Genomic DNA, 22428 nt, shown 5'->3' with positions numbered 1-22428 from the left:
ATGATAAAATTAATATTTTTGTGTCTGGAGGTTGCTCAATGGGAAGGATTTAGGAATTGTGAATATGACTTGTCGCTATAGCCAAATCAATACAACATCGCTTTCTATTGGGCGATGTCAATTAACGGAGGTGAATCCCTATCTAATAGGGAACTAATTGGATAGTACGACCATATTATACTTATTTATATTTTTTGCATTAATTGCTTTAACTACAGTCTTTGTAGGTTCTGAATTTGCATTAGTTAAGGTGAGAGCTTCACGTGTGGAACAACTCATTGCTGAGGGAAATGGGAATGCACGTGTTGTGAAAAAAATGATTTCAAATTTAGATTATTATTTATCAGCCTGTCAACTGGGGATTACAGTGACTTCACTTGGATTAGGTTGGTTAGGTGAGCCTTTATTTGAACGTATTTTACACCCGGTCATCGAACTGCTAAACATCCCGGATGCGCTAGTGATGACGGTATCTATCGTAGTGGCTTTTACTGTCGTGACATACATTCATGTCGTGATTGGTGAGTTGGCGCCGAAAAGTTTAGCGATTCAATATACAGACCGTATCGCATTACTTTATGCAAGACCGCTGTACTATTTCGGATTGATTATGAAGCCGCTAATCTGGTTGATGAATGGTTCTGCGCGCTTTATCATTCGCATTTTCGGTGCAGATCCGAATGCAGGTAATGAAGCGATGTCAGAAGAAGAACTCAAAATCATTATGAACAACAGCTATCATGGTGGAGAAATTAACCAAACTGAGCTCGCATATATGCAAAATATTTTTTCATTTGACGAACGCCATGCTAAAGATATTATGGTGCCGCGTACGCAAATGATTACACTGAACGAACCTTTTAATGTTGATGAACTGCTAGAGACAATTAAAGAACATCAATTTACACGTTATCCAATTACGGAAGACGGCGATAAAGACCACATTAAAGGTTTTATTAACGTAAAAGAATTTTTAACGGAATATGCGTCAGGTGTACCGATTAAAATCAGTAACTATATTCATGAATTGCCAATGATTTCAGAGACGACGCGTATTAGTGATGCACTTGTACGCATGCAACGCGAACATGTACACATCAGTTTAATTATTGATGAATACGGTGGAACAGCTGGTATTTTAACGATGGAAGATATTTTAGAGGAAATCGTCGGTGAAATTCGAGATGAGTTTGACGATGATGAAGTTAACGATATCGTGAAGTTAGATGAGCAAACTTACCAAATTAATGGTCGTGTGTTACTCAGTGACTTAGAAGAAATGTTCGGCATTGTCTTTGAAGATTCAGAAGACATTGATACGATCGGGGGTTGGCTTCAAGCGCAAAATACCGATCTCGAACAAGAAGATTTTGTCGATACGGTACATGATCGTTGGGTGATTTCTGAAATTGAAAATCATCAAATTATCCATGTGTTATTGCGTTATGAATACAACGAAGCACGCATGAAAAATGAAGATGATGAGGATGATTATTTAAAAGATGAATCCTAAAAGTTAGGGAGATTGACAATATGCTATCCTAGCTACAATTAAATGGGTCGTTGCAAGTGTGTCAGAGCAATCGGAGACATGTGCACAAGTAACTGAACAACATTGTATGAAATTGTTTCTATGTAGAGCGGACATACGAAATCTAATGTGAACGTTAGACTTCTATGCCGCTTTATTTTATTTTGAAAGCGAACGTTATGTTTTTCATGTAAAGGGGTAGAAACAAGGGATAGTAGATAGAAAAAAGCTAATGGAGTAGGTGCACAAAATGAAATTACGTGTGATTGTCCCGTGTTTTAATGAAACGGATGTCTTACATCAAACGATTCAAGAATTAACAGAAATACTAGAAAAAGATAGCGTTGTACAATCTTATGATTACGACATGCTGTTTGTTGATGATGGGAGTCAAGATGATACGATGACGCTTATCCAACAGGCAGCCACACAGTCACCCCATGTGAAGTTTATTTCATTTAGTCGAAATTTCGGAAAAGAGGCTGCGATGATTGCAGGTTTTGAACATAGTACGGACTGTGATGCGGTCGTGATGATTGACGCCGATTTACAACATCCACCTGAGCTCATACCTGAAATGGTTCAAGTGTATCGTGAAGGTTACGATCAAATTATTGCGAAACGTAATCGGGTCGGTGAACATGTATCTCGCAAATGGGTGACCCGTTTATATTATAAAATGATCAATTATTTCATTGAAGATATAGAGTTAGAAGATGGTGTCGGTGATTTTAGAATGTTAAGTCAGCGTGCCGTCCGTTCGTTAGTCAGTTTAAAGGAATACAACCGCTTCTCAAAAGGACTCTTTTCATGGATAGGTTACAACAGTAAGATCATTCATTACGAAAATGTCGAACGTGAAGCGGGTGAGTCGAAATGGTCTTTCGTTAGTTTGCTTAATTATGCGATAGACGGTTTAATTTCTTTTAATTATAAGCCGTTGCGTACAATGATTTATTTAGGATTACTCATTTTTGGTGTCAGTATGATCTATATTATTTATCTCTTTATTGATACATTGGTTCACGGTGTTGATGTCCCGGGTTATTTTACGATGATTGCAGCGGTGTTGTTTATCGGTGGAATCCAACTCGTATCAATAGGTGTGATTGGTGAATATATTGGACGTATCTATTATGAAGTAAAACAACGACCGAAATATATTGTGGAAGCGTCGAATGTGCGAATGCCAAAAAATCGTGATGAAACCAAACAAGACGTGTCGTTTTAAAGAGAACATAGTGGATTTAATAGCTCTTTTTATTTAAAGTTGTTGCCCACTTGACTTTTTCTTTTCAACAAAAGCGATACAAAAAAAGGTGTAGATGCTTGAAGTCTTTGAAAGAAGATTTCATCATCTACACCTTTCTACTGTGTTTATCACAGTAAATTTAGACGGAATAGTCTATTTTTTACCACGCATTTTTCCTAAAATTAAAGAAATTAATGCGATTAAAATAATTGAACCGATTAATGCTGGTAAAATGTATACGCCACCGAATTCTGGACCCCAATGACCTAATAACCAGCTACCAATCGCAGAACCAACTAAACCTGCGATAATATTTCCGAGGATACCTCCTGGAACATCTTTACCTAAAATTGCACCAGCAGCCCAACCAATGAGACCGCCGACAATTAACATCACTATAAAACCCATAGTAAATGCCTCCTTTATTTTCTAAACTATGTTAAGGCTCAATAAATACATACCACACTCAACTGTTTTTTAATCACCTTTTTCTAAAATAAATAATTTTTCTAACAAAAAGATGAGAATGAGGCACACGTAAATAATGAGATATAAGTACCAAAAAGGTGTTAATAACATCATGAGTATCATGGATGCAACAATAAAGCAGGCACCTACGAATAATGGGTTTTTCATTTTCAAACGTCGATAAAAAGTTTCAAACCGTGGTGAATGTAACACACTAGAAAATTGTAAAATGGCACCGAATAAAAAGATTGCAGGTGCTAAGTACGGCACAGACATATAAATCGTTTGATCTGCTGTTTGTGTCATTACAACGAATAAAATGCTAATAATCATAGCAATAATACCAGCGAAAAATTTTTGGTTTTGAATTTTAAATGTACGCACATGGTGATCTAAATACATTTGCAAGATGTACCAAGTCAAATACATTAAAAAGCTACTCATCGTAATAAAATTCAGCTGGTTTAATAAAATAGGATTCAGTAAACTATTCACTGTAATCGCAAATAAGAAAGCACTTAAACGCACGTATGGGTACTGATGTCGATACATATCAATGAGAAATACTCCAACGACGATAATGATATTTAAGATGACAAATAAGGCCATTGTGTTCTCCTAACTTTTCGCAATTCATTATACTATTATATCAATATCACTGTCGATAAGCATTTAATAACACTTTTAACGAAATAACATTTTGAGGAGACCGTGTATAAGTTTTTCAAATCGTGACTTTCTCGATACGCATGACCATTAAACGCCCTTTTGATTACTCCAAATTAATGTGTGCAGTTGTGGTAAGACGAACACTTCATTCATCTCCGCATCCGCTGTCACACGGTCGATTAACTGTTCATAACGTTCGAGTAGTTTGGCTGTATGGTGTTCGACATGATCCTCTAAATAAGGGTTACCCACTTGTAAGTAGAATGGAATGTCTGGATAACGTTGGTGAATCATTTTTGCAAAGTCATAATCTGCATCGTCAAATACGACAACTTTTAAATTGATACGTGAGATGTCTAATTGTTCAATGACTTCATCTAAACGTGGTAGATTTTGTTGCATGCCTGAACTTGGCGGTTTAGGTGAAAGGGTCAGGTCATTGATTTGACGCATCCAAGGTTTGAACTGTGATCCTTGTGTTTCAAGTGCTGTACGGATGTCATTGGCTTCACATAAATCTACAAATGACTGCAACCCTTTAATTAAAGCAGGATTCCCGCCAGAAATTGTCACGTGATTAAAACGATTGCCACCAATGTTTCTCAATTGCGCTAAAATCTCTTCTGCTTCCATCATTTCAATATCATCTTTCATACTGCCGTCCCAAGTGAATTTTGAATCGCACCAACTACAGCGAAAGTCACAGCCTGCAGTACGGACGAACATCGTTTTACGACCGATAACACGGCCTTCACCTTGAATTGTAGGACCGAAAATTTCGAGTACAGGTATTTTAGCCATGACGTTGCTCCTTGTTTTTAGGGCGATAAACGACGTAACTTGTTGGTGTCTCACGTAAGAACACTTGTAAACATTTCGGTGCATTCGGCAATTCTGCTAACCGTGCGCTCACAATGTCATAAATCGTTTGTGCCACAATTTCAGTAGAGGGACTTTTACCTTGAAATGGCACGAGATCGTTCAGTAAATAATGATCGAATTGGTTATGAATTAAGCTTTTCAATTCACTAAAATTAATTAAAAAGCCCATGCTGTCCAGTTCATCTCCGCCAATCGTTAAATTGACAAAGTACGTATGACCGTGCACACGTGTACATTTTCCGGCACGTTCGTCAGGAATGAAATGTGCCGCTGAAAAGTTAAAGTCTTTATTCAGTTCATACATATAATCATGGTCGACTTGTGGATATATTTGTTGCATCATTAGACTTCACTTCCTTTCTCAGCAACATATTGTTCAAGACCGCGCTGACGCAATTGACAAGCCGGACATTCGCCGCAACCTTCTGCGATAATGCCGTTATAACATGTTAATGTACGGTCACGCACGTAATCGAGTACACCTAAGTCATCACTTAATGCCCAAGTTTCTTTTTTGTTGAGCCACATAAGCGGTGTATGTATAACAAAATCACGGTCCATCGCTAAATTCAGTGTGACGTTCATCGATTTAATAAAGCTGTCACGGCAATCGGGATAACCAGAAAAGTCTGTCTCACATACACCTGTAATGAGATGTTTGGCACCGATTTGATACGCTAATGCACCGGCAAATGATAGGAAGAGTAAGTTTCGAGCAGGGACGAATGTGTTCGGAACGTCATTATGGCTATCTATCGTCATATCATGTGATGTGAGTGCATTTGGTGTGAGTTGGGAAAGCAATGCCATATCCAGTACGTGATGTTTGAGCCCTTGATCTTCGGCGATTTCTTTCGCGACTTCGATTTCTTTCGCATGACGTTGACCGTATTCAAATGTAACCAGTTCAACTTCTTTAAAATGTTTTTTAGCATAGAACAGACAGGTCGTACTATCTTGCCCACCGCTAAATACAACGAGTGCTTTTTCGTTATTGAGCACTTCTGACATGATTAATCGCTCCTTTAATAGAGAAGCTCCTAAAATAAGGCATAAAAAAAGCCGTCACTATAAAAAATAGACGGTTACAAATGTCTAGTTTTTTATAGAGGGTTGGTAGCTAGGAACCTCTGCAATTCAATTCTGTTCCATACTGTAATACATCTAGTGTAATAAATCAAGTCGTGCTCTGCTGATTATCACTTCAATTTTGTCAATTAGGTCGACATTTGTGATAATAGAAGTATTAAAGAAAGAACGAGGCAAAAACTATGATAGTGATGATAGATAATAAAGATTCTTTTACGTATAATATTGTTGATTATGTAGAATATGAGAGTCAACAACTTGTCACAGTAATCGATGTCGAAGCCGTTTCTATTGCGACACTAAAAGAGATGCAACCGACAGCACTCATTATTTCTCCTGGACCTGGTGCGCCGGAAGATTATCCTATCCTATTTGAAGTTGTAAAAGCATTTGAACATACGACACCGATTTTAGGGGTTTGTTTAGGTTTTCAATTATTAGTGACGTATTATGGCGGCAAAATTATACATGCGCCACGACCTGTCCATGGGCATACGACGTGCATCAGTCACGACCAATCACTGTTATTTCAAGGGTTACCTGAGCAGTTTAAGGTGATGCGCTATCATTCGTTAATGGCAGACCCGACGACGATTGTGAAACCGCTCGTTGTGTCAGCACAAAATGAACAAGGGATAGTGATGGCGGTGCGTCACATGTCAAGACCGATAGACGGGGTTCAATATCATCCCGAATCTATTTTGTCTGAATACGGTCACGAACAAATACGAAACTTTTTGAAAAAAGCGGGGGTCAGCCATGGTTGTGAAGTTTAATTATAAATATTATAACGATCCAAATACGACCACGACGTATCAATATCATTTTGAAGAACCACTTCATAAAGGCGTTGCACGAGAATTGAAGGAAGTGGGTCAAATCATTGATGCGACGGCACAATATCAACAGCAAGGGTATTACGTCGCGCTTTATTTACCATACGAAGCGGCACCGTATTTTCATGAAGATTTTCAAACGTATACACCGGAAAATGGCATTTATGCAGCGTATTATGTGTTTGAAGAGCCTGTTGATGCGATACAAGCAACTTCAGCTGTGCGCTCGCAACGTAGTCAAGTTGGATCCTTTCAATTTATGGATGATAAAAATACGATTACAAAGCATATCCGTACGATACATGACGAAATTACGGCAGGGTGGACGTATCAAGTGAATTATACGACGCGGCTCAAAAGTTTTGATCAAATGGCGATTTCTGGGTTGTATGAACAGCTGACGCAACAAACGAATGGCGACTACACGGTGTTAATCGATACAGCAGAAGTGAAGGTCGCTTCTATTTCGCCGGAGCTCTTTTTCCAAGTAGGGGACTTTGGTGACAATGGTCGTACAGTCGTGAGCAAACCGATGAAAGGGACGATGCCGCGAGGTGCGACAGTTGCAGAAGATGAACGTTACGCAAAAATCTTGCGACAGTCTGAGAAAGATCGTGCTGAAAACGTCATGATTGTCGATTTATTACGTAACGATATTGCACGTGTGGCGAAACGAGGGAGTGTCAAAGTGTATCATCCTTTTGCGATTGAACGTTATCAAACTGTTTTTCAAATGACGACGATGGTGACTGGTCAGATTGCAGACACGACAACGTATCAAACGTTATTGCGTGCACTTTTTCCGTGTGGTTCTATTACGGGTGCGCCAAAAGTGAATACAATACGTATTATTCATCGTCTTGAAACGACGCCTCGTCACATTTATTGTGGGGCGATTGGTCTACTCCATCCGAATGGGCGCGCAATTTTTAATGTGCCAATCCGGACGATCGAACAAATCAACAGTACATTGTATTATGGTGTCGGTGCAGGGATTACGATAGATTCTGATCCGGAGCAAGAATATGCAGAATTTCATGCGAAAACAAAAATATTAGAGGGATTGCGATGAATTTATTTGAAACGATGCGATTGGACAATGGTGAAATACCGCGACTGGCTTATCATGCAGAACGACTACAGCGTGCAAGTGTTGCGCTTGGGTTACCATTTGACAATTCAAAATGGCAACAAACAATCCAACAGTTATGTGAAACGTATGCACGGGGACGATATCGGGTGAAAGTCATTCTTGAACCATCAGGGGAAGTGCGCACAGAAGTGAGTACACTCCAAAATACGATGACGATGACTGCACAATTTGTTCCTATGAAAAGCGATATTCCTGAATGGCAACGGATATACAAAACGTCTGAACGTGAGCATGTCGCGCATTCGCATACGACGCAACTCGCTTTGTTTTACGATGAGACTACGGATAAAGTGCTTGAATTTGATATTGGGAATGTCGTGCTTACAGTAGACGGTACACATTATACACCGATTTACGACAAGGATTTTTTACAAGGGTGTATGCGCCGTGATTTGTTAGCTGAACAGCGGATTAAGGAAAAGTATTTGACGACAGTGATGATTAAGGAAGCATTGCAACACGGAGGACAACTGTGGATGATTAATAGTTTGCGTGAGTGGGTGCCCATTACGCTTGAATCCAAAAAGTAGGTGATTGTATGATTGGGCTCTATATTTTAGGTTTTCTGATTGTGATGTGGATTGGTCAACTTGTGTCACAACGGCTTGTTGCACGGCAATATCGCTTATGGGTCTACTTATGGATGGTGGGCGTCCTCATCATTCAATGCGTGCTCATCTATGGCTTTGTCGGTGAACTCGCACAACATACGCGTGAAATTTTAAGTTTATTCTATGATGAAAAACAGAGGTGAAAAAATGAAAGTTTATAATCAAGGAGATCAGGCGATTGTTGTCTCTTTACAAGGAGACGTGACACCTGCCGCTACTGAAAAGTTACTACTTATACGTCATTGCTTAATAAAACAAAACTATCCATTTATTACGGAAATTGTACCAACTGAGACGGATATGTTAATTTCTTATGATGCACGAATGATGATGAAACATTTGAATATTGATTCGCCATTTTTACATATGAAAGCAGTCATTGAAAATATTAATATAGATGATATGACCTTAGACAAGGAAATTCATTGTGTGAAAGTCCCGATTGTATATGGTGGCACGAACGGACTGCATTTAGACATGATTTTAAAAGAGTTGAATATGGATCGCCAAACATTTATTGATATACATACAGGTGCAGACTATTTTGTGTCGATGATGGGCTACTCCCCCGGCTTTCCTTATTTATCAGGTGTAGACTCGCAAATCATTGTGAATCATACCGCAACCGAACCGCGATTGATTCCAGCAGGGTCAGTCATTTTAGAAAACAATAAATGTGGCATTACAACGACCGAAACGTATAGCGACTGGCTCGTTATCGGTCATACGTCATTACCACTATTCAACCCTAAAAAAGAAGATTTCGCTTTAATTTCATTAGGGGATCACGTGAAGTTTTTTGAAGTACAAGCAGGAGGGAACGACGCATGACAATCATCATAGAAGACAGCGGGTTATTTTCAAGTTTTCAAGATTTTGGACGTGAAGGCTATGAACATATGGGTGTCATTCGCAGTGGCGCTTTAGATGTGTTGGCTCACGAAATTGCTAACCGCTTAGTAGGCAATGACCGCAATGAAGCGACACTCGAAATGAGCAATCAAATGGCCCGCATTCGCTTTACAGAACCGACTTTAATCGCATTATCTGGTGCACAAGGTGTCGCACATACAGATGACATGCGTTTACAAATGAATAAATTGTATTTAATGAACAAAGGAGACGTGTTAGCCGTCGATCATCTACGCCGTGGTTCGCGCTTATATTTAGCGGTTGCGGGTGGTTTTGAACTCGATCAATGGCTCGGTTCAACGTCGACAGATACGATTGCAGGTATGGGTGGATTTAAAGGACGTCGTTTACAAGCGGGTGATACGATTGAACTAAAACGTGATTATAATGCGCGTCATCATCAGTTGTTTAAAAACTTGGCACAGCGTAAGACGGTAGATTGGGGCGTTGATGGTTATGCCTTGTCTTTCAACTATTTATCAGACGTCGTGCATGTCATTCCGAATAAAGGGACAGAAGATTTTGAAGCGGAAGTACTCCGTCAATTCACAAATGGCGAGTATCAAGTGACTAGTAAAGCGAATCGTATGGGTGTCGTATTAGAAGGAACGCCGATTAAAGCGTATTATGACGACATGCCCCCGCACCAGTCTGTGAAACGCGGTACGATTCAAGTGAAAAAAGAAGGCGCGCCTGTCATTTTGTTAAATGATCATTATACATTAGGCAGTTATCCACAAATTGGTACGATTGCGTCATATCATTTGTCTAAAATCGCACAAAAACGTCAAGGTTCGAAAATTAAGTTTCAATTTATTGATGTGTTGCAAGCAGAACAAAACTTAGTGAAATATCACAAATGGCTTAAGCAACTGTTCCAAGGTATCGAATTTAGAATGCAAAAAGAAATGTTGAAGTAAGCACATTCGATAGGAAACAAAGAAATACTACTTGAGTCCGAGTACAATATAAGCGCATTACAGTATAATAAAATACATTCGACTTGCTTTGCACAACGCTTGATGAAGACAAGATGAAGCACTTATAAAGTCAATATGAAGTTGCAATGAATATTATCAATGCAAACAGTTTTGACTTGAAATTTTATGTTAACTCCTATATATTGATATATTGAAATTACCGTTGAATATTACAAAGTGATTACAAATAACACAAAAGCAAAGTAGAACTTTTACAATATTAGTGTAAACAATAAATGAATCAACTTTGAGGATCAGAATTAAATACGGGGGAACAATTATGGAAAAAGGAAAAAAGAAAATAGGCATTTTTACGTTTTTCCTACTGATGGTTTTAACAATCGCGTTAAAAACGTATTTTGCTTATTATGTGGACTTATCACTTGGCGTGAAAGGTTTAACACAAAATTTAATTTTATTAATGAACCCATACAGCTTAGTTGCACTTGTTTTAAGTGTGTTCTTATTCTTTAAAGGACGTAAAGCATTTTGGTTCATGTTTGTTGGCGGGTTTTTGCTCACCTTTTTATTATATGCCAATGTCGTGTATTTCCGCTTTTTCTCAGATTTCATTACATTTAGTACATTGAACCAAGTGAGCAATGTAGACTCCATGGGCGGTGCAGTGAGTGCATCATTCCAATGGTACGACTTTGTTTACTTCCTTGATCTTATTGTGTACTTATTTGTACTTGTGTTCAAACGTAAATGGTTGAGCCGCAATGTATTTCAGAAAAAGTTTGTACCCGTAGTAATGGCTACAGCAATCGCGTTATTCTTCTTAAACTTAGCGTTTGCGGAAACAGACCGACCTGAATTATTAACACGTACATTTGACCATAAATATCTTGTGAAATACCTAGGACCATACAACTTTACAGTATATGATGGTGTCAAAACAGTACAAAACAATCAACAAAAGGCACTCGCTTCTGAAGATGATTTAACAGAAGTATTGAATTATACAAAACAAAAACAAGCAACACCGAATATGGAATACTATGGAAAAGCTAAAGGTAAAAATGTGATTAAAATCCATTTAGAAAGTTTCCAGACATTCCTAATTAATAAAAAAATTCATGGTGAAGAAGTGACGCCATTTTTAAACAAATTGTCGTCAGGTAATGAGGACTTTAGATATTACCCGAATTTCTATCACCAAACTGGTCAAGGTAAAACGTCAGACGCTGAGTTCACAATGGACAACAGTATGTATGGTTTACCTCAAGGTTCGGCCTTTTCATTAAAAGGTGACAACACATATCAATCATTACCAGCTATTATGCATCAACAACAAGGCTATACAACGAATGTCATGCATGGTGATTATAAAACATTCTGGAACCGTGACCAAGTGTATCGTCATTTTGGTATCGATAAGTTTTACGATGCAACATATTTTGACATGTCTCCAGAAAACTTAGAAAACCTTGGATTAAAAGATAAGGAGTTTTTCAAAGGGGCAGCGGATTACTTATCTAAAGAAAAACAACCGTTCTATTCACATTTAATTACGTTGACAAACCATTATCCGTTTACATTAAGTGATGAAGACGCAACGATTGCAAAAGGTGATACAGGTAACTCGACGGTCGATGGTTACATTCAAACAGCGCGTTACTTAGATGAGTCGTTAGAACAGTTCATTAATGACTTGAAAAAACGTGGTCTATACGATGATTCAGTCATTATGATTTACGGTGACCATTATGGTATTTCAGAAAATCATAACAAAGCGATGTCACAACTGTTAGGCGAAGAGATTACACCAGCGAAGTTTAACGACTTGAACGCGACTGGTTTCTGGTTGAAAGCACCAGGTGTTGAACCTAAAGTGGATGACACATACGCAGGTCAAGTTGACGTAATGCCAACTTTACTTCACTTGTTAGGTATTGATACGAAAAACTATCTCATGTTTGGTACAGATATGTTATCCAAAGATCATAAAGAACTTGTGCCATTCCGTAACGGTGATTTCGTGACGAGAGATTATAAATATGTAAACGGTAAAGCTTATAGTAATAAAAATAATCAACCGTTAGAAACACCGCCAGCAGATCTTGATAAGAATAAGAAGCAGGTACAACACGATTTAGAAATGAGTGATAAAGTCTTGAACGGTGACTTATTCCGCTTCTATGATAATCCTGATTTCGATAAATTGAACCCGGCAGATTATAAATATCCGACAGGTCCAAAGGCAAATCAAAAATAAAATGTTGTGACAGGGAAGTGTACATATCAGTGCATTTCCCTTTTTTTATGACGGGGTATAAAATTTTTGATTCGATTAAATACGATAATTTAGTAAAGATGCCCTTATTGGTAATTATTTTGAATTTCACAATTGCAATCATGGGTCGCGTTCTAGGGGACTTGCCTCAACTCAATTCGGCTTGATTGAAAGGTACACTAGGTGGGAGCCGAATTGGATTTTGGGAGCAGTACAGAAATCTCATGTGTCAAAAAGCTTTCGTAGTACTGCCCTCCCGCAAGGCTGACTAGACTTCTCAAAAGCCTACGTATTGAGAAGTCAGACAGCTACTGCGATAAATAGTAGTTCCTTTTAAATATCAGAAATCGCATTTAAGCCTTTGATTTATCAGTTGAAGAGAGAATTAAGTGAGAAAACCAAAAGTTGCAAGTATTATGAAAAGGTATATCCTATACATGGTGAAATTTTATATTGATACACTAACAAAAAACCGCTCAGTGTTTAATCACATTGAACGGTTTTTTTCTACCCTAAAGCAACATCAAGTATCATCATAATGGTAAAGCCAACCATCAAGCTCAGTGTCGCAAGATCGGTGTTTTTACCGGCTTGTGAATCGGGAATTAATTCTTCAACGACTACGAAAATCATTGCTCCTGCAGCAAAAGCAAGTGCGTAAGGCAGTATCGGTGTAACGATCAACACAGCAGCTGCACCCACTGTAGCAAAAACAGGTTCTACAAGTGCTGAAGCTTGTCCATAGTTGAAGGCTTTCCATTTGGACTGTCCTGAAGCATGTATCGGTAATGATAATGCAGCTCCTTCAGGAATGTTTTGAATCCCAATACCAATCGCAAGTCCGAGCGCCCCTAACAAAGTGGCGTGTTCATTTCCTGTCGCAATACCACCAAAGGCAACCCCGATTGCGAGCCCTTCAGGAATGTTATGCAATGTAATCGCAAGTAATAAAAGTGTGTTTTTATTTAGACTCGTCTCAACACCTTCTTGATGTTGTGATTCATCTGTTGCGTTTCGATGCATATGTGGAATGACATAGTCTAAAGAACGGATGAAAACCCCACCGAGTAAAAAGCCAATTGCGGCAGGGAGCCACGGTACAGCACTGTCCGAACTGCTTTCAATGGCCGGTTGGAGTAATGACCAAAAGCTCGCAGCGATCATAATACCAGCTGCAAAGCCTTGCATCGAATTCAACACTTTTTCGTTGACACTTTTAAATACAAATACGGTTGCAGCCCCTAATGCGGTTAATAACCACGTGATGATACCTGCAAATAATGCTTGTAAAAATGGGGGCATGTTTGAAATATAATCCAACATTGAAATAGCTCCTTGTATCATTTGTTCCCAAAAAAGTGTATAATATATAGAACTGATTTAAGGTTAACAGATAAATGCGAGTAAATCTATAAGAAAAAGGGTGTATGTGTTGTGGAAGCGTATAAAATTGAACACCTCAACAAATCTTATGCGGATAAAGTCATTTTTGATGATTTACAGTTATCCATTTCCAATCAAGAGCGAATCGGATTAGTCGGCATTAATGGAACGGGGAAAAGTTCATTGCTCAAAGTCATAGCAGGTATGGATGAAGATTTTGATGCCGTTCAATCGCATCCTAAACAATATCAAATTCGTTATGCGGCACAAAACCATAACTTAGATCCAACGTTAACGGTTTATGAAGCGGTTTATAGTGCGGATTCTAAAGAGTTACAAGTCATTAAACGTTATGAAGAAGCCACTGCACAATACGCAGAACAACAGACTGACAAAACGTTTGATGCAATGATGGCTGCACAAGCCGATATGGATGCTTACAGTGCTTGGGATTATAGTGCTGAAATTAAAACGATTTTATCGAAACTCGGCATCCATGATACGACACGCCGAATGAATGAACTCTCAGGTGGCCAACAAAAGCGTGTGGTTTTAGCGCGTACTTTGATTGAAAAACCAGATTTATTATTATTAGACGAACCGACGAACCATTTAGATTTCGAATCGATTCATTGGTTGATTCAATTTGTAAAGTCTTACCCGAAAACAGTCGTCTTTGTGACGCATGACCGTTACTTTTTAAATGAAGTGGCGACGCGCATTGTAGAATTGCGGAATGGCAAGTTAGATACATATCCGGGTAACTATGAAGCTTATATTGCTATGCGAGCAGAGCGTGAAGAAATCGAGGCGCGTCAACAAACGAAGCAACGTGCACTTTTTAAACAAGAGTTAGCGTGGATGCGTGCCGGTGTTAAAGCGCGAACAACCAAGCAACAAGCAAGGCAAGATCGTTTTCATGATTTGAAGGAACAAGTACAATCACATCAAGTGCAAGAGAAGGGGTCATTGAATCTTGCTTATTCGCGATTAGGCAAACAAGTCTTTGAACTTGAAAATGTGGCGAAACGCATTGATGGTCGTACATTATTTGAAAATGTATCCACATTGATTCAAAAAGGCGTTCAAATCGGTATTGTGGGTCCAAACGGTGTCGGTAAAACGACGATGCTGAACATTTTAGCAGGTGAAGACCAGCAGTTTGAAGGTGTATTAAAAGTAGGTCAAACGGTAAAAGTGGCTTACTTTAAACAAACGGATGAACGATTGAATCGTGATGTTCGTGTCATTGATTTCTTGCGTGAAGAAAGTGAGTTGGCACGTCAAAAAGATGGGACGACCGTTTCAATCACGCAATTGTTGGAACGCTTTTTATTCCCGAGTGTGACGCATGGGAAGAAAGTGTATAAACTCTCAGGTGGCGAACAAAAGCGTTTGTATTTATTGAAGTTGTTAGTGCATCAGCCGAATGTGTTGTTGTTAGACGAACCGACAAATGATTTGGATACAGAAACGTTAACGATTTTGGAAGACTATATTCAAACATTTGGTGGTACCGTCATTACTGTGAGCCATGACCGTTACTTTTTAGATAAAGTCGTGGATTGTTATTGGTATATTCATGACGGTCAAATTGACATGATTTTAGGGCAGTTTGAAGATTATTTAGCATATCAAAAGCAACTTGAACAAGCAACAACTAAAGTAGAATCCGTGAAGCAGCACCCGACAGTACAACCGAAAAAGAAAAAAGGATTATCATACAACGAAAAACGAGAATATGACATGTTATTAGTGCGCATCGAGGAAAAAGAGTCACGTTTAACTGAAATTGACGCCGAAATGATCGAAGCGAACGCAGATTATGCCAAAATCAAAGCATTAAATGAAGAAAAAGAAACGCTCGAAGCTCAATATGATACCGACATGACGCGGTGGAGTGAACTAGAAGAAATATTAGAACAATAGAGGGATAGCATGGAGCAAACATTGTCGCATTATTTTGGATACAAATCTTTTCGTCCTGGTCAAAAAGAGATTATTGAACGCGTATTGAATCATCATCATACGTTAGGGGTTTTACCAACAGGTGGGGGTAAATCATTATGTTACCAAGTGCCAGGATTGATGTTTAAAGGAACGACCATTGTCATTAGTCCTTTAATTTCGTTAATGAAAAACCAAGTGGACCAATTGACCGCAATGGGAATATCTGCGGCTTATTTGAATAGTAGTTTAAGTACGCAAGCGCAAAAAGAGATAGAAACGCAATTGGTCAATGGTGAGTTGAAATTTTTATACATCGCACCGGAACGTTTTGAACAAACTTATTTTGAAATGCTGCTGCGACGTGTCGATATTTCACTCGTCGCATTTGACGAAGCACACTGTATATCAAAATGGGGACACGATTTTCGACCGAGTTATCAAGCGGTGATTCAAAGAGTATTGACCATGCCACAACAGTTTTCAATTGTTGCATTGACAGCAACAGCGACGACAGAAGTGCAACAAGATATTATGGAACGGTTGATGATTTCGCGTCAACATCTAGTCAAAACAAGTATTCGCCGTCGTAATTTGAAGTTTCAAGTGAATGGGACGTATCAACGTCAAAAATTTGTATTGGATTACATTCAAAAACATAGTCAGAAGGCGGGGATTGTTTATTGTTCGACACGTAAACAAGTAGAAGCCTTGTACGAAGCGTTAGAAGACGCAGATGTCCCTGTATCATACTATCATGCAGGAATGACAGCAAAACAAAGAGATGAAGCCCAGAATGACTTTTTATATGACCGTACTCGCGTAGTCGTCGCGACCAACGCATTCGGTATGGGGATTGATAAATCAAATGTCCGCTATGTCATTCATTACAATATGCCGGGTGATTTGGAATCGTATTACCAAGAAGCAGGACGTGCAGGTCGAGATGGATTAGATAGTGATTGCATTTTATTGTACAGTGATCGAGATATTGGTTTACATCAGTATTTTATCGGCGCCTCGAAAGCGGACGATGATTACAAGGAACGCATGGGTGAAAAATTGACGAAAATGATTCAATATACAAAGACGACGAAATGCCTTGAAGCGACATTAGTGCATTATTTTGAGCCAAATGAAAAACTTGAAGAATGTGAGCAATGTAGTAACTGTATCGATAAAAATAAAACGTACAATATGACGAAAGAAGCAAAAATGATTATTAGCGGTGTCGCGCGACTACGTCAACAAGAAGGCTATCAAACTGTCATTCAAGTTTTGCGTGGCGAGGTTTCGGACTACATTCGTCATCAAGGCTATGAAAATCTCTCGACGTATGGCTTGATGAAAGATTATACGACTGGCGAGTTGCATCATTTAATCGATGAACTACGCTTTAAAGGCTTCCTCAACGAACATGACGAAATACTCATGTGTGATGCATCAGTAGAAAAGTTGTTGAGTGAAGATATGCAAGTGTATACGACGCCGTTCAAACGTAAGTCGAAAGAAACAGTGCATATTAATACTGTAGAAGGGGTCGACCGCAAGTTGTTTGAGAAGCTTGTCGAAGTCAGACGTGAAATGAGCGAACGTTTAAACATGCCACCGACGAATATTTTCACAGACTATACGTTAGAAGCTTTTGCGAAAAGAAAGCCTGTCACAAAGCAAGAAATGATTCAGATTGATGGTGTGGGCAGTTATAAACTGAAGCACTATTGTCCTGAATTTTTAGAAGCCATTCAAGAATATAAAATGCATAGTTCGTAAAACATCAGATGGAGCTGGGGGAAGTCCTAGCTCCTTTTTTGCAAATGAACGATTGTTTATTGATTAGGATAGAGTTACAAATAGAGGTTGACATGGGGGCTGGGGCATTAAGAGTTTTCCCAGCCTCAATCCATTCATTCATAGATTTATGATTCATTAATGATTTTAAAGCAGTCCGAAAATGAGAGTGAATGGGATACAAAAAATCGATGCTATTGTTTTCTTGATTTTATCAACTTGCCCTCAGTTTCACTAAATTGGATGTAAGATTGCCCAGAAGGCTGACACTCCTGAGGGGAAAGTGAAAATCCACATCACATCTAGTCACTTTGATAGTGATTACTGTTTATTGCAGTAGCTGTCTGATTTCTCAATACGGATGCTTTTGAGAAGTCTAGTCAGCCTTGCGGGGGCAGTACTACGAAATCTTTGTTGCAGATGAGATTTCTGTATTGCGCCTAAAATCCAATTCGGCTTCCATCTCATGTATGCTTCAATCAAGCCGAATTGAGTTGGAGAGTCAGCCCCTAGAAAAGGGCAGCCATGAGGGCAATCAAAAACACAAATCGTAGGGAGAGTTCAAGTTAAACAAAAATGCTACATCAATAGCATCAAAAATTTTTGTGTCCCATCTCCGTTTTAAAATTTTCAAGTGCAAATCAAGTTATTTTTGCAATAAATTGTGCTTTAATGAGTATATTGCCTATTTGTTTAGGGTAATTGAAAATGTATCGAAATAAACGAAATGAAAACGAAAAGATAGAGGGATTGTATGATAAAATTTAGCAATGTTTCTAAGCGTTATAATGACCGAGTTGTCGTCAATCAAGTGGATATGGAAATTAATGAAGGTGAATTTTTCGTCTTGATTGGTCCGTCTGGCTCAGGTAAAACGACAACGATGAAAATGATCAATCGCTTAATACCATTATCTGAAGGTTATATCTATTTTAAAGACCGCCCGATTAGTGATTATTCGGTATACGAAATGCGTTGGGATATGGGTTACGTGTTACAACAAATTGCTTTATTTCCGCATATGACCATCCGTGATAATATCGCACAAGTGCCGCTGATGAAAGGTTGGTCAAAAGAAAAGATTGATGCACATGTCGATGAACTTTTATCGATGGTTGAGCTCGATCCAGAACAGTTTAGAAACCGAAAACCTGAAGAATTATCAGGAGGTCAACGTCAACGTGTCGGTGTAGTTCGTGCACTTGCAGTCGATCCTCCAGTCATTTTAATGGACGAACCGTTTAGCGCATTAGACCCGATTACACGAGAAAAATTGCAAGATGACTTATTAAAATTGCAAAATCAAATTAAGAAAACGATTGTATTTGTGACACATGATATCGAAGAAGCGTTCAAATTGGGAGACCGTATTTGTTTATTGAATCATGGTCATGTGGAACAAATTGGCACACCGAATGACTTTATTAAATCACCCAAAAATGATTTCGTTTGCCAATTTTTAGGTGACTTGACGAGCGTTGTACTGAATCATTTCTCACTCGGTAAAGTTGTAGAACTTGCAGGTGAAAAAGCGACAGAGGTACAATTGAGTCAATATCCTGTCGTCCATGCAGATCAAACAGTGAGTGATGTTTATGATGAACTGGTACAGCATGAAGCGGTCATTGTACCAGTTGAAGGTGAGCAGTGGTCTTTATCACGCCAAGACATCTTTAGCTTTTTATCAAAAAATCAGGCAGGTGAGACACCATGAACACATTTTTAGAGACATTGAATAGCCGAAAAGGTGAATTACTTGCTGCCTTACTTGAACATATTCAGCTGTCGTTCATTGCATTGCTGATTGCGGTGTTAATTGGTGTACCACTAGGCATACTATTAACGAAGACGAAAAAAATATCTGAAGTTGTGATTAACATTGCAGCGGTCTTACAAACTATACCATCACTTGCGTTGCTCGGTCTCATGATTCCACTATTTGGTATTGGCACGGTACCGGCTGTCATCGCTCTCGTTGTTTATGCACTATTGCCGATTTTACGTAATACATATACGGGAATCACAGGTGTAGACAGTTCGTTAGTAGAAGCAGCTAAAGGGATTGGTATGAAGCCGTTGCGTCGTTTAACTAAAGTTGAATTACCGTTAGCGATGCCCGTTATGATGGCAGGGATTCGTACAGCCATGGTTCTCATTATCGGTACGGCTACATTAGCAGCATTAATCGGTGCAGGTGGTTTAGGTGACTTAATTTTATTAGGTATCGACCGTAACAATACGTCATTAATTTTAATTGGTGCGATTCCAGCGGCAGTATTAGCCATTTTATTCGACGTGATTTTAAGAATTTTAAGCCATATTTCTTACCGTAAAATGTTAACGACACTGGGTATCATTTTACTACTCATGTTGATGGTTACTGTTGCACCGCTCTTCTCTAGTCAAAATGAACGTATTACGATTGCAGGGAAGTTAGGGACAGAGCCTTCAATCATCACAAATATGTACAAGATTTTAATTGAAGACGAAACAGATTACACTGTGTCAGTGAAAGACGGCATGGGTAAAACAACATTTTTATTTAATGCATTAAAATCAGACGATATTGATGGTTACTTGGAATTTACAGGTACGGTATTAGGTGAGTTGACGAAAGAATCACCGAAATCTAAAGACGAAAAAGAAGTATATGAACAAGCGAATACAAGCTTGGAAAACAAATTTGATATGACGTTGTTGAAGCCAATGCAATACAACAATACTTATGCATTAGCAGTGAAGCGTGACTTTGCGGAAGAACACAATATTAAAACGATTAGCGACTTGAAAAAAGTTGAAAGCGAGATTAAACCAGGTTTCACACTTGAATTTAATGACCGTGAAGATGGTTATCCTGCGATTCAAAAAGCATATGATTTAAACTTCCAAAATGTGAAAAAGATGGAGCCTAAATTGCGTTATCAAGCCGTTGAAAGTGGCGATATTAATTTAATTGATGCATATTCGACAGATGCAGAATTAAAACAATATGATATGGTCGTGCTTGATGATGACCGTAAAGTATTCCCACCGTATCAAGGTGCACCACTGTTTAAAAAATCATTTATTGAAGCGCACCCAGGTGTTGAGAAAGCATTAAATCAATTAGAAGGTAAAATCTCTGATGAAGAAATGCAAGAAATGAATTATCGTGTTGCTGAAAAAGATGAAGATCCGTATGAAGTCGCGAAAGAATATCTTGAGAAACAAGGTTTGATTGACAAATAGAGATGTTGCTTGACTCTCATTTGTTGATAGATTTACTGCTAATTTGTTGACTTCATTAGAAATAGTATAGGAACGACTGGATTGTTGTTATCTTTCAAAATTTTTGAAGGGGCATCATGGTCCAGTCTTTCTATATTTATAGCGTCATCCTGTTGTCATTATGATACACGTACGACATTGCCTTTTTACTTGCGAGTGATCAAAATTTTTGTTCGAACTTTTGATTGTCTGCGAATAAATAGACGAATACTCTAGCATTTTAAAGTGTTAATCGTTATACTAGTAAATATATTTTAAAAATTCTGATTTATGGGAGGTTTAGAAATGAAGTCTCAAATTTCTAAATTAAGTGCGTATCAACCTGGATTGTCACCGGAGAAATTAAAAGAAAAGTATGGGATTGAGAGTGAACTTCATAAACATGCTTCTAATGAAAACTTATTTGGTCCATCTCCTAAAGCGAAACAAGCAATTAAAGACCATGTGGATGATCTCTTTTTATACCCTGAACCCAATGCGCCATTGTTACAAGAAGCCATTGCAAAACATTATGGTGTAGACAAATCGCAAGTTCTTTTTGGTGCAGGGCTTGATGAAATGATTGTGATTATTTCTAGAACGTTAGTGCGCGCAGGAGACAATATTGTGACGAGTGCGGGGACGTTTGGCCAATATCTTCACAATGCGGTAGTAGAAGATGCTGAGACAATTCAAGTGCCGCTAATTGATGGAACATTTGATTTAGACGGTATCGCAGCAACTATTAATGACAAAACAGCAGCAGTTTGGATTTGTAACCCGAATAATCCAACTGGAACATATCACACACACGATGATATTGTAGCGTTTTTAGAAAAGGTGCCTGCACACATTCCAGTATTTATGGATGAGGCTTATGCGGAGTATGTTTCTGCAGAAGATTATCCAAAAACGTTAGAATTAATGAAGCAATACGACAATGTCGCGTTAATGCGTACGTTCTCCAAAGCGTATGGTTTAGCAGGCTTACGTATCGGTTATCTCATTTCTGCGCCAGAGTTAGCTGCACAATTAAACGTAATCCGTCCACCGTTTAATACGACACGTTTATCTGAACAAGCAGCATTGAAAGCGTTAGAAGATCAGGAATATCTACAACAAGTCGTGGAGACGAACCGTGTTGAACGTGAAAAGTTTTTTGAGCTTGAAACAGCTTTAAAAATTTATCCGTCTCAAACGAACTTTGTCTTTGTAGAGACAGAGCGTGCAAAAGAATTGGATGAGACATTGTTACGTAACGGCATTATTGCGCGTCTTTTCCCTAATGGTGTCCGTATTTCATTAGGTTTTCCAGAACAAAATGAAGTGATTCGCAACGTGTTAAAATCATTTTAATCTAAAAAAATGACAGACGCGCTTGTGCGGGAATCATCCAACGCTTAGACAAAGTATGTTATGATAAAGCGGTGAGATGAATGTAT

20 protein-coding genes and 1 riboswitch are annotated in these 22428 nt (G+C 38.6%); of the genes, 14 read left to right on the top strand and 6 right to left on the bottom strand.

Features of this window, described 5'->3' with window-relative positions:
- Positions 1-157 precede the first annotated feature (157 nt).
- Together GZH82_RS11245 and GZH82_RS11240 are read left to right on the top strand one after the other, a co-directional pair.
- Complete coding sequence (locus GZH82_RS11245; RefSeq protein WP_162682555.1) at positions 158-1513, top strand: hemolysin family protein; 1356 nt, start codon at positions 158-160, stop codon at positions 1511-1513.
- A 268-nt stretch (positions 1514-1781) separates the two neighbouring features.
- The gene (locus GZH82_RS11240; protein WP_162682554.1) at positions 1782-2762 is read left to right on the top strand and encodes a glycosyltransferase family 2 protein; all 981 of its coding nucleotides are present in this window, start codon (positions 1782-1784) and stop codon (positions 2760-2762) included.
- Between the two features lie 174 nt (positions 2763-2936).
- Here the strand turns inward: GZH82_RS11240 and GZH82_RS11235 are convergent, their stop codons facing one another.
- The 5 genes from GZH82_RS11235 to queC all read right to left on the bottom strand — a co-directional run bounded on the left by GZH82_RS11235 (position 2937) and on the right by queC (position 5813).
- A complete protein-coding gene (locus GZH82_RS11235; RefSeq protein WP_162682553.1) occupies positions 2937-3191 on the bottom strand; it encodes a GlsB/YeaQ/YmgE family stress response membrane protein in 255 nt (84 codons plus the stop codon).
- A gap of 69 nt (positions 3192-3260) precedes the next feature.
- Entirely contained in the window at positions 3261-3860 is a 600-nt protein-coding gene (locus GZH82_RS11230) for a hypothetical protein (protein ID WP_162682552.1), read from the bottom strand.
- A gap of 147 nt (positions 3861-4007) precedes the next feature.
- Positions 4008-4721, bottom strand: a complete 714-nt coding sequence (gene queE, locus GZH82_RS11225; RefSeq protein ID WP_162682551.1) for a 7-carboxy-7-deazaguanine synthase QueE — start codon at positions 4719-4721, stop codon at positions 4008-4010.
- Positions 4714-5145: a 6-carboxytetrahydropterin synthase QueD gene (queD, locus tag GZH82_RS11220; protein WP_162682550.1), complete on the bottom strand. Its 432-nt coding sequence runs from the start codon at positions 5143-5145 to the stop codon at positions 4714-4716. Before queD ends, queE begins: the two co-directional genes overlap by 8 nt.
- Positions 5145-5813, bottom strand: coding sequence for a 7-cyano-7-deazaguanine synthase QueC (gene queC, locus GZH82_RS11215; RefSeq protein ID WP_162682549.1), 669 nt, complete (start codon positions 5811-5813; stop codon positions 5145-5147). The genes queD and queC overlap by 1 nt, the downstream gene beginning before the upstream one ends.
- 78 nt (positions 5814-5891) lie before the next feature.
- Positions 5892-5939: riboswitch (PreQ1 riboswitch) on the bottom strand.
- A gap of 134 nt (positions 5940-6073) precedes the next feature.
- Between queC and GZH82_RS11210 the strand changes: the two genes are divergently transcribed.
- From GZH82_RS11210 to ltaS, 7 genes are all read left to right on the top strand, one after another.
- Positions 6074-6667, top strand: coding sequence for an anthranilate synthase component II (locus tag GZH82_RS11210; protein WP_162682548.1), 594 nt, complete (start codon positions 6074-6076; stop codon positions 6665-6667).
- Positions 6651-7799, top strand: a complete 1149-nt coding sequence (locus tag GZH82_RS11205) for a chorismate-binding protein (protein ID WP_162682547.1) — start codon at positions 6651-6653, stop codon at positions 7797-7799. The genes GZH82_RS11210 and GZH82_RS11205 overlap by 17 nt, the downstream gene beginning before the upstream one ends.
- Positions 7796-8410 (top strand): aminotransferase class IV, encoded by a 615-nt coding sequence (locus GZH82_RS11200; RefSeq protein WP_162682546.1) that lies wholly within the window; start codon positions 7796-7798, stop codon positions 8408-8410. Before GZH82_RS11205 ends, GZH82_RS11200 begins: the two co-directional genes overlap by 4 nt.
- An 8-nt stretch (positions 8411-8418) precedes the next feature.
- Complete coding sequence (locus GZH82_RS11195) at positions 8419-8634, top strand: hypothetical protein (RefSeq protein WP_162682545.1); 216 nt, start codon at positions 8419-8421, stop codon at positions 8632-8634.
- A 4-nt stretch (positions 8635-8638) separates the two neighbouring features.
- Positions 8639-9322: a 5-oxoprolinase subunit B family protein gene (locus GZH82_RS11190; RefSeq protein WP_162683055.1), complete on the top strand. Its 684-nt coding sequence runs from the start codon at positions 8639-8641 to the stop codon at positions 9320-9322.
- A complete protein-coding gene (locus tag GZH82_RS11185) occupies positions 9319-10323 on the top strand; it encodes a 5-oxoprolinase subunit C family protein (RefSeq protein WP_162682544.1) in 1005 nt (334 codons plus the stop codon). The genes GZH82_RS11190 and GZH82_RS11185 overlap by 4 nt, the downstream gene beginning before the upstream one ends.
- A gap of 340 nt (positions 10324-10663) precedes the next feature.
- Positions 10664-12601, top strand: a complete 1938-nt coding sequence (gene ltaS, locus GZH82_RS11180) for a polyglycerol-phosphate lipoteichoic acid synthase LtaS (protein ID WP_162682543.1) — start codon at positions 10664-10666, stop codon at positions 12599-12601.
- 525 nt (positions 12602-13126) lie between these two features.
- Here the strand turns inward: ltaS and GZH82_RS11175 are convergent.
- Positions 13127-13942 (bottom strand): ZIP family metal transporter, encoded by an 816-nt coding sequence (locus GZH82_RS11175; RefSeq protein WP_162682542.1) that lies wholly within the window; start codon positions 13940-13942, stop codon positions 13127-13129.
- A 111-nt stretch (positions 13943-14053) separates the two neighbouring features.
- On the opposite strand from GZH82_RS11175, the gene GZH82_RS11170 reads away from it, so the two are divergent.
- The 5 genes from GZH82_RS11170 to hisC all read left to right on the top strand — a co-directional run bounded on the left by GZH82_RS11170 (position 14054) and on the right by hisC (position 22342).
- Positions 14054-15931 (top strand): ABC-F family ATP-binding cassette domain-containing protein, encoded by a 1878-nt coding sequence (locus GZH82_RS11170; RefSeq protein ID WP_162682541.1) that lies wholly within the window; start codon positions 14054-14056, stop codon positions 15929-15931.
- Positions 15932-15940: 9 nt separating this feature from the next.
- A complete protein-coding gene (recQ, locus tag GZH82_RS11165; RefSeq protein WP_162682540.1) occupies positions 15941-17722 on the top strand; it encodes a DNA helicase RecQ in 1782 nt (593 codons plus the stop codon).
- Positions 17723-18494: 772 nt separating this feature from the next.
- Positions 18495-19454 (top strand): ABC transporter ATP-binding protein, encoded by a 960-nt coding sequence (locus GZH82_RS11160; protein ID WP_162682539.1) that lies wholly within the window; start codon positions 18495-18497, stop codon positions 19452-19454.
- Positions 19451-20968, top strand: a complete 1518-nt coding sequence (locus GZH82_RS11155; RefSeq protein ID WP_162682538.1) for an ABC transporter permease/substrate-binding protein — start codon at positions 19451-19453, stop codon at positions 20966-20968. The genes GZH82_RS11160 and GZH82_RS11155 overlap by 4 nt, the downstream gene beginning before the upstream one ends.
- Positions 20969-21292: 324 nt before the next feature.
- Complete coding sequence (gene hisC / locus GZH82_RS11150; RefSeq protein WP_162682537.1) at positions 21293-22342, top strand: histidinol-phosphate transaminase; 1050 nt, start codon at positions 21293-21295, stop codon at positions 22340-22342.
- The last annotated feature ends 86 nt before the right edge of the window (positions 22343-22428 follow it).

Source organism: Staphylococcus sp. MI 10-1553 (genome assembly GCF_010365305.1).
In the GTDB taxonomy this organism is placed as follows: domain Bacteria; phylum Bacillota; class Bacilli; order Staphylococcales; family Staphylococcaceae; genus Staphylococcus.
The sequence above is the reverse complement of the archived record's forward strand: the minus strand, read 5'-3'. Positions and strand labels throughout refer to the sequence as shown.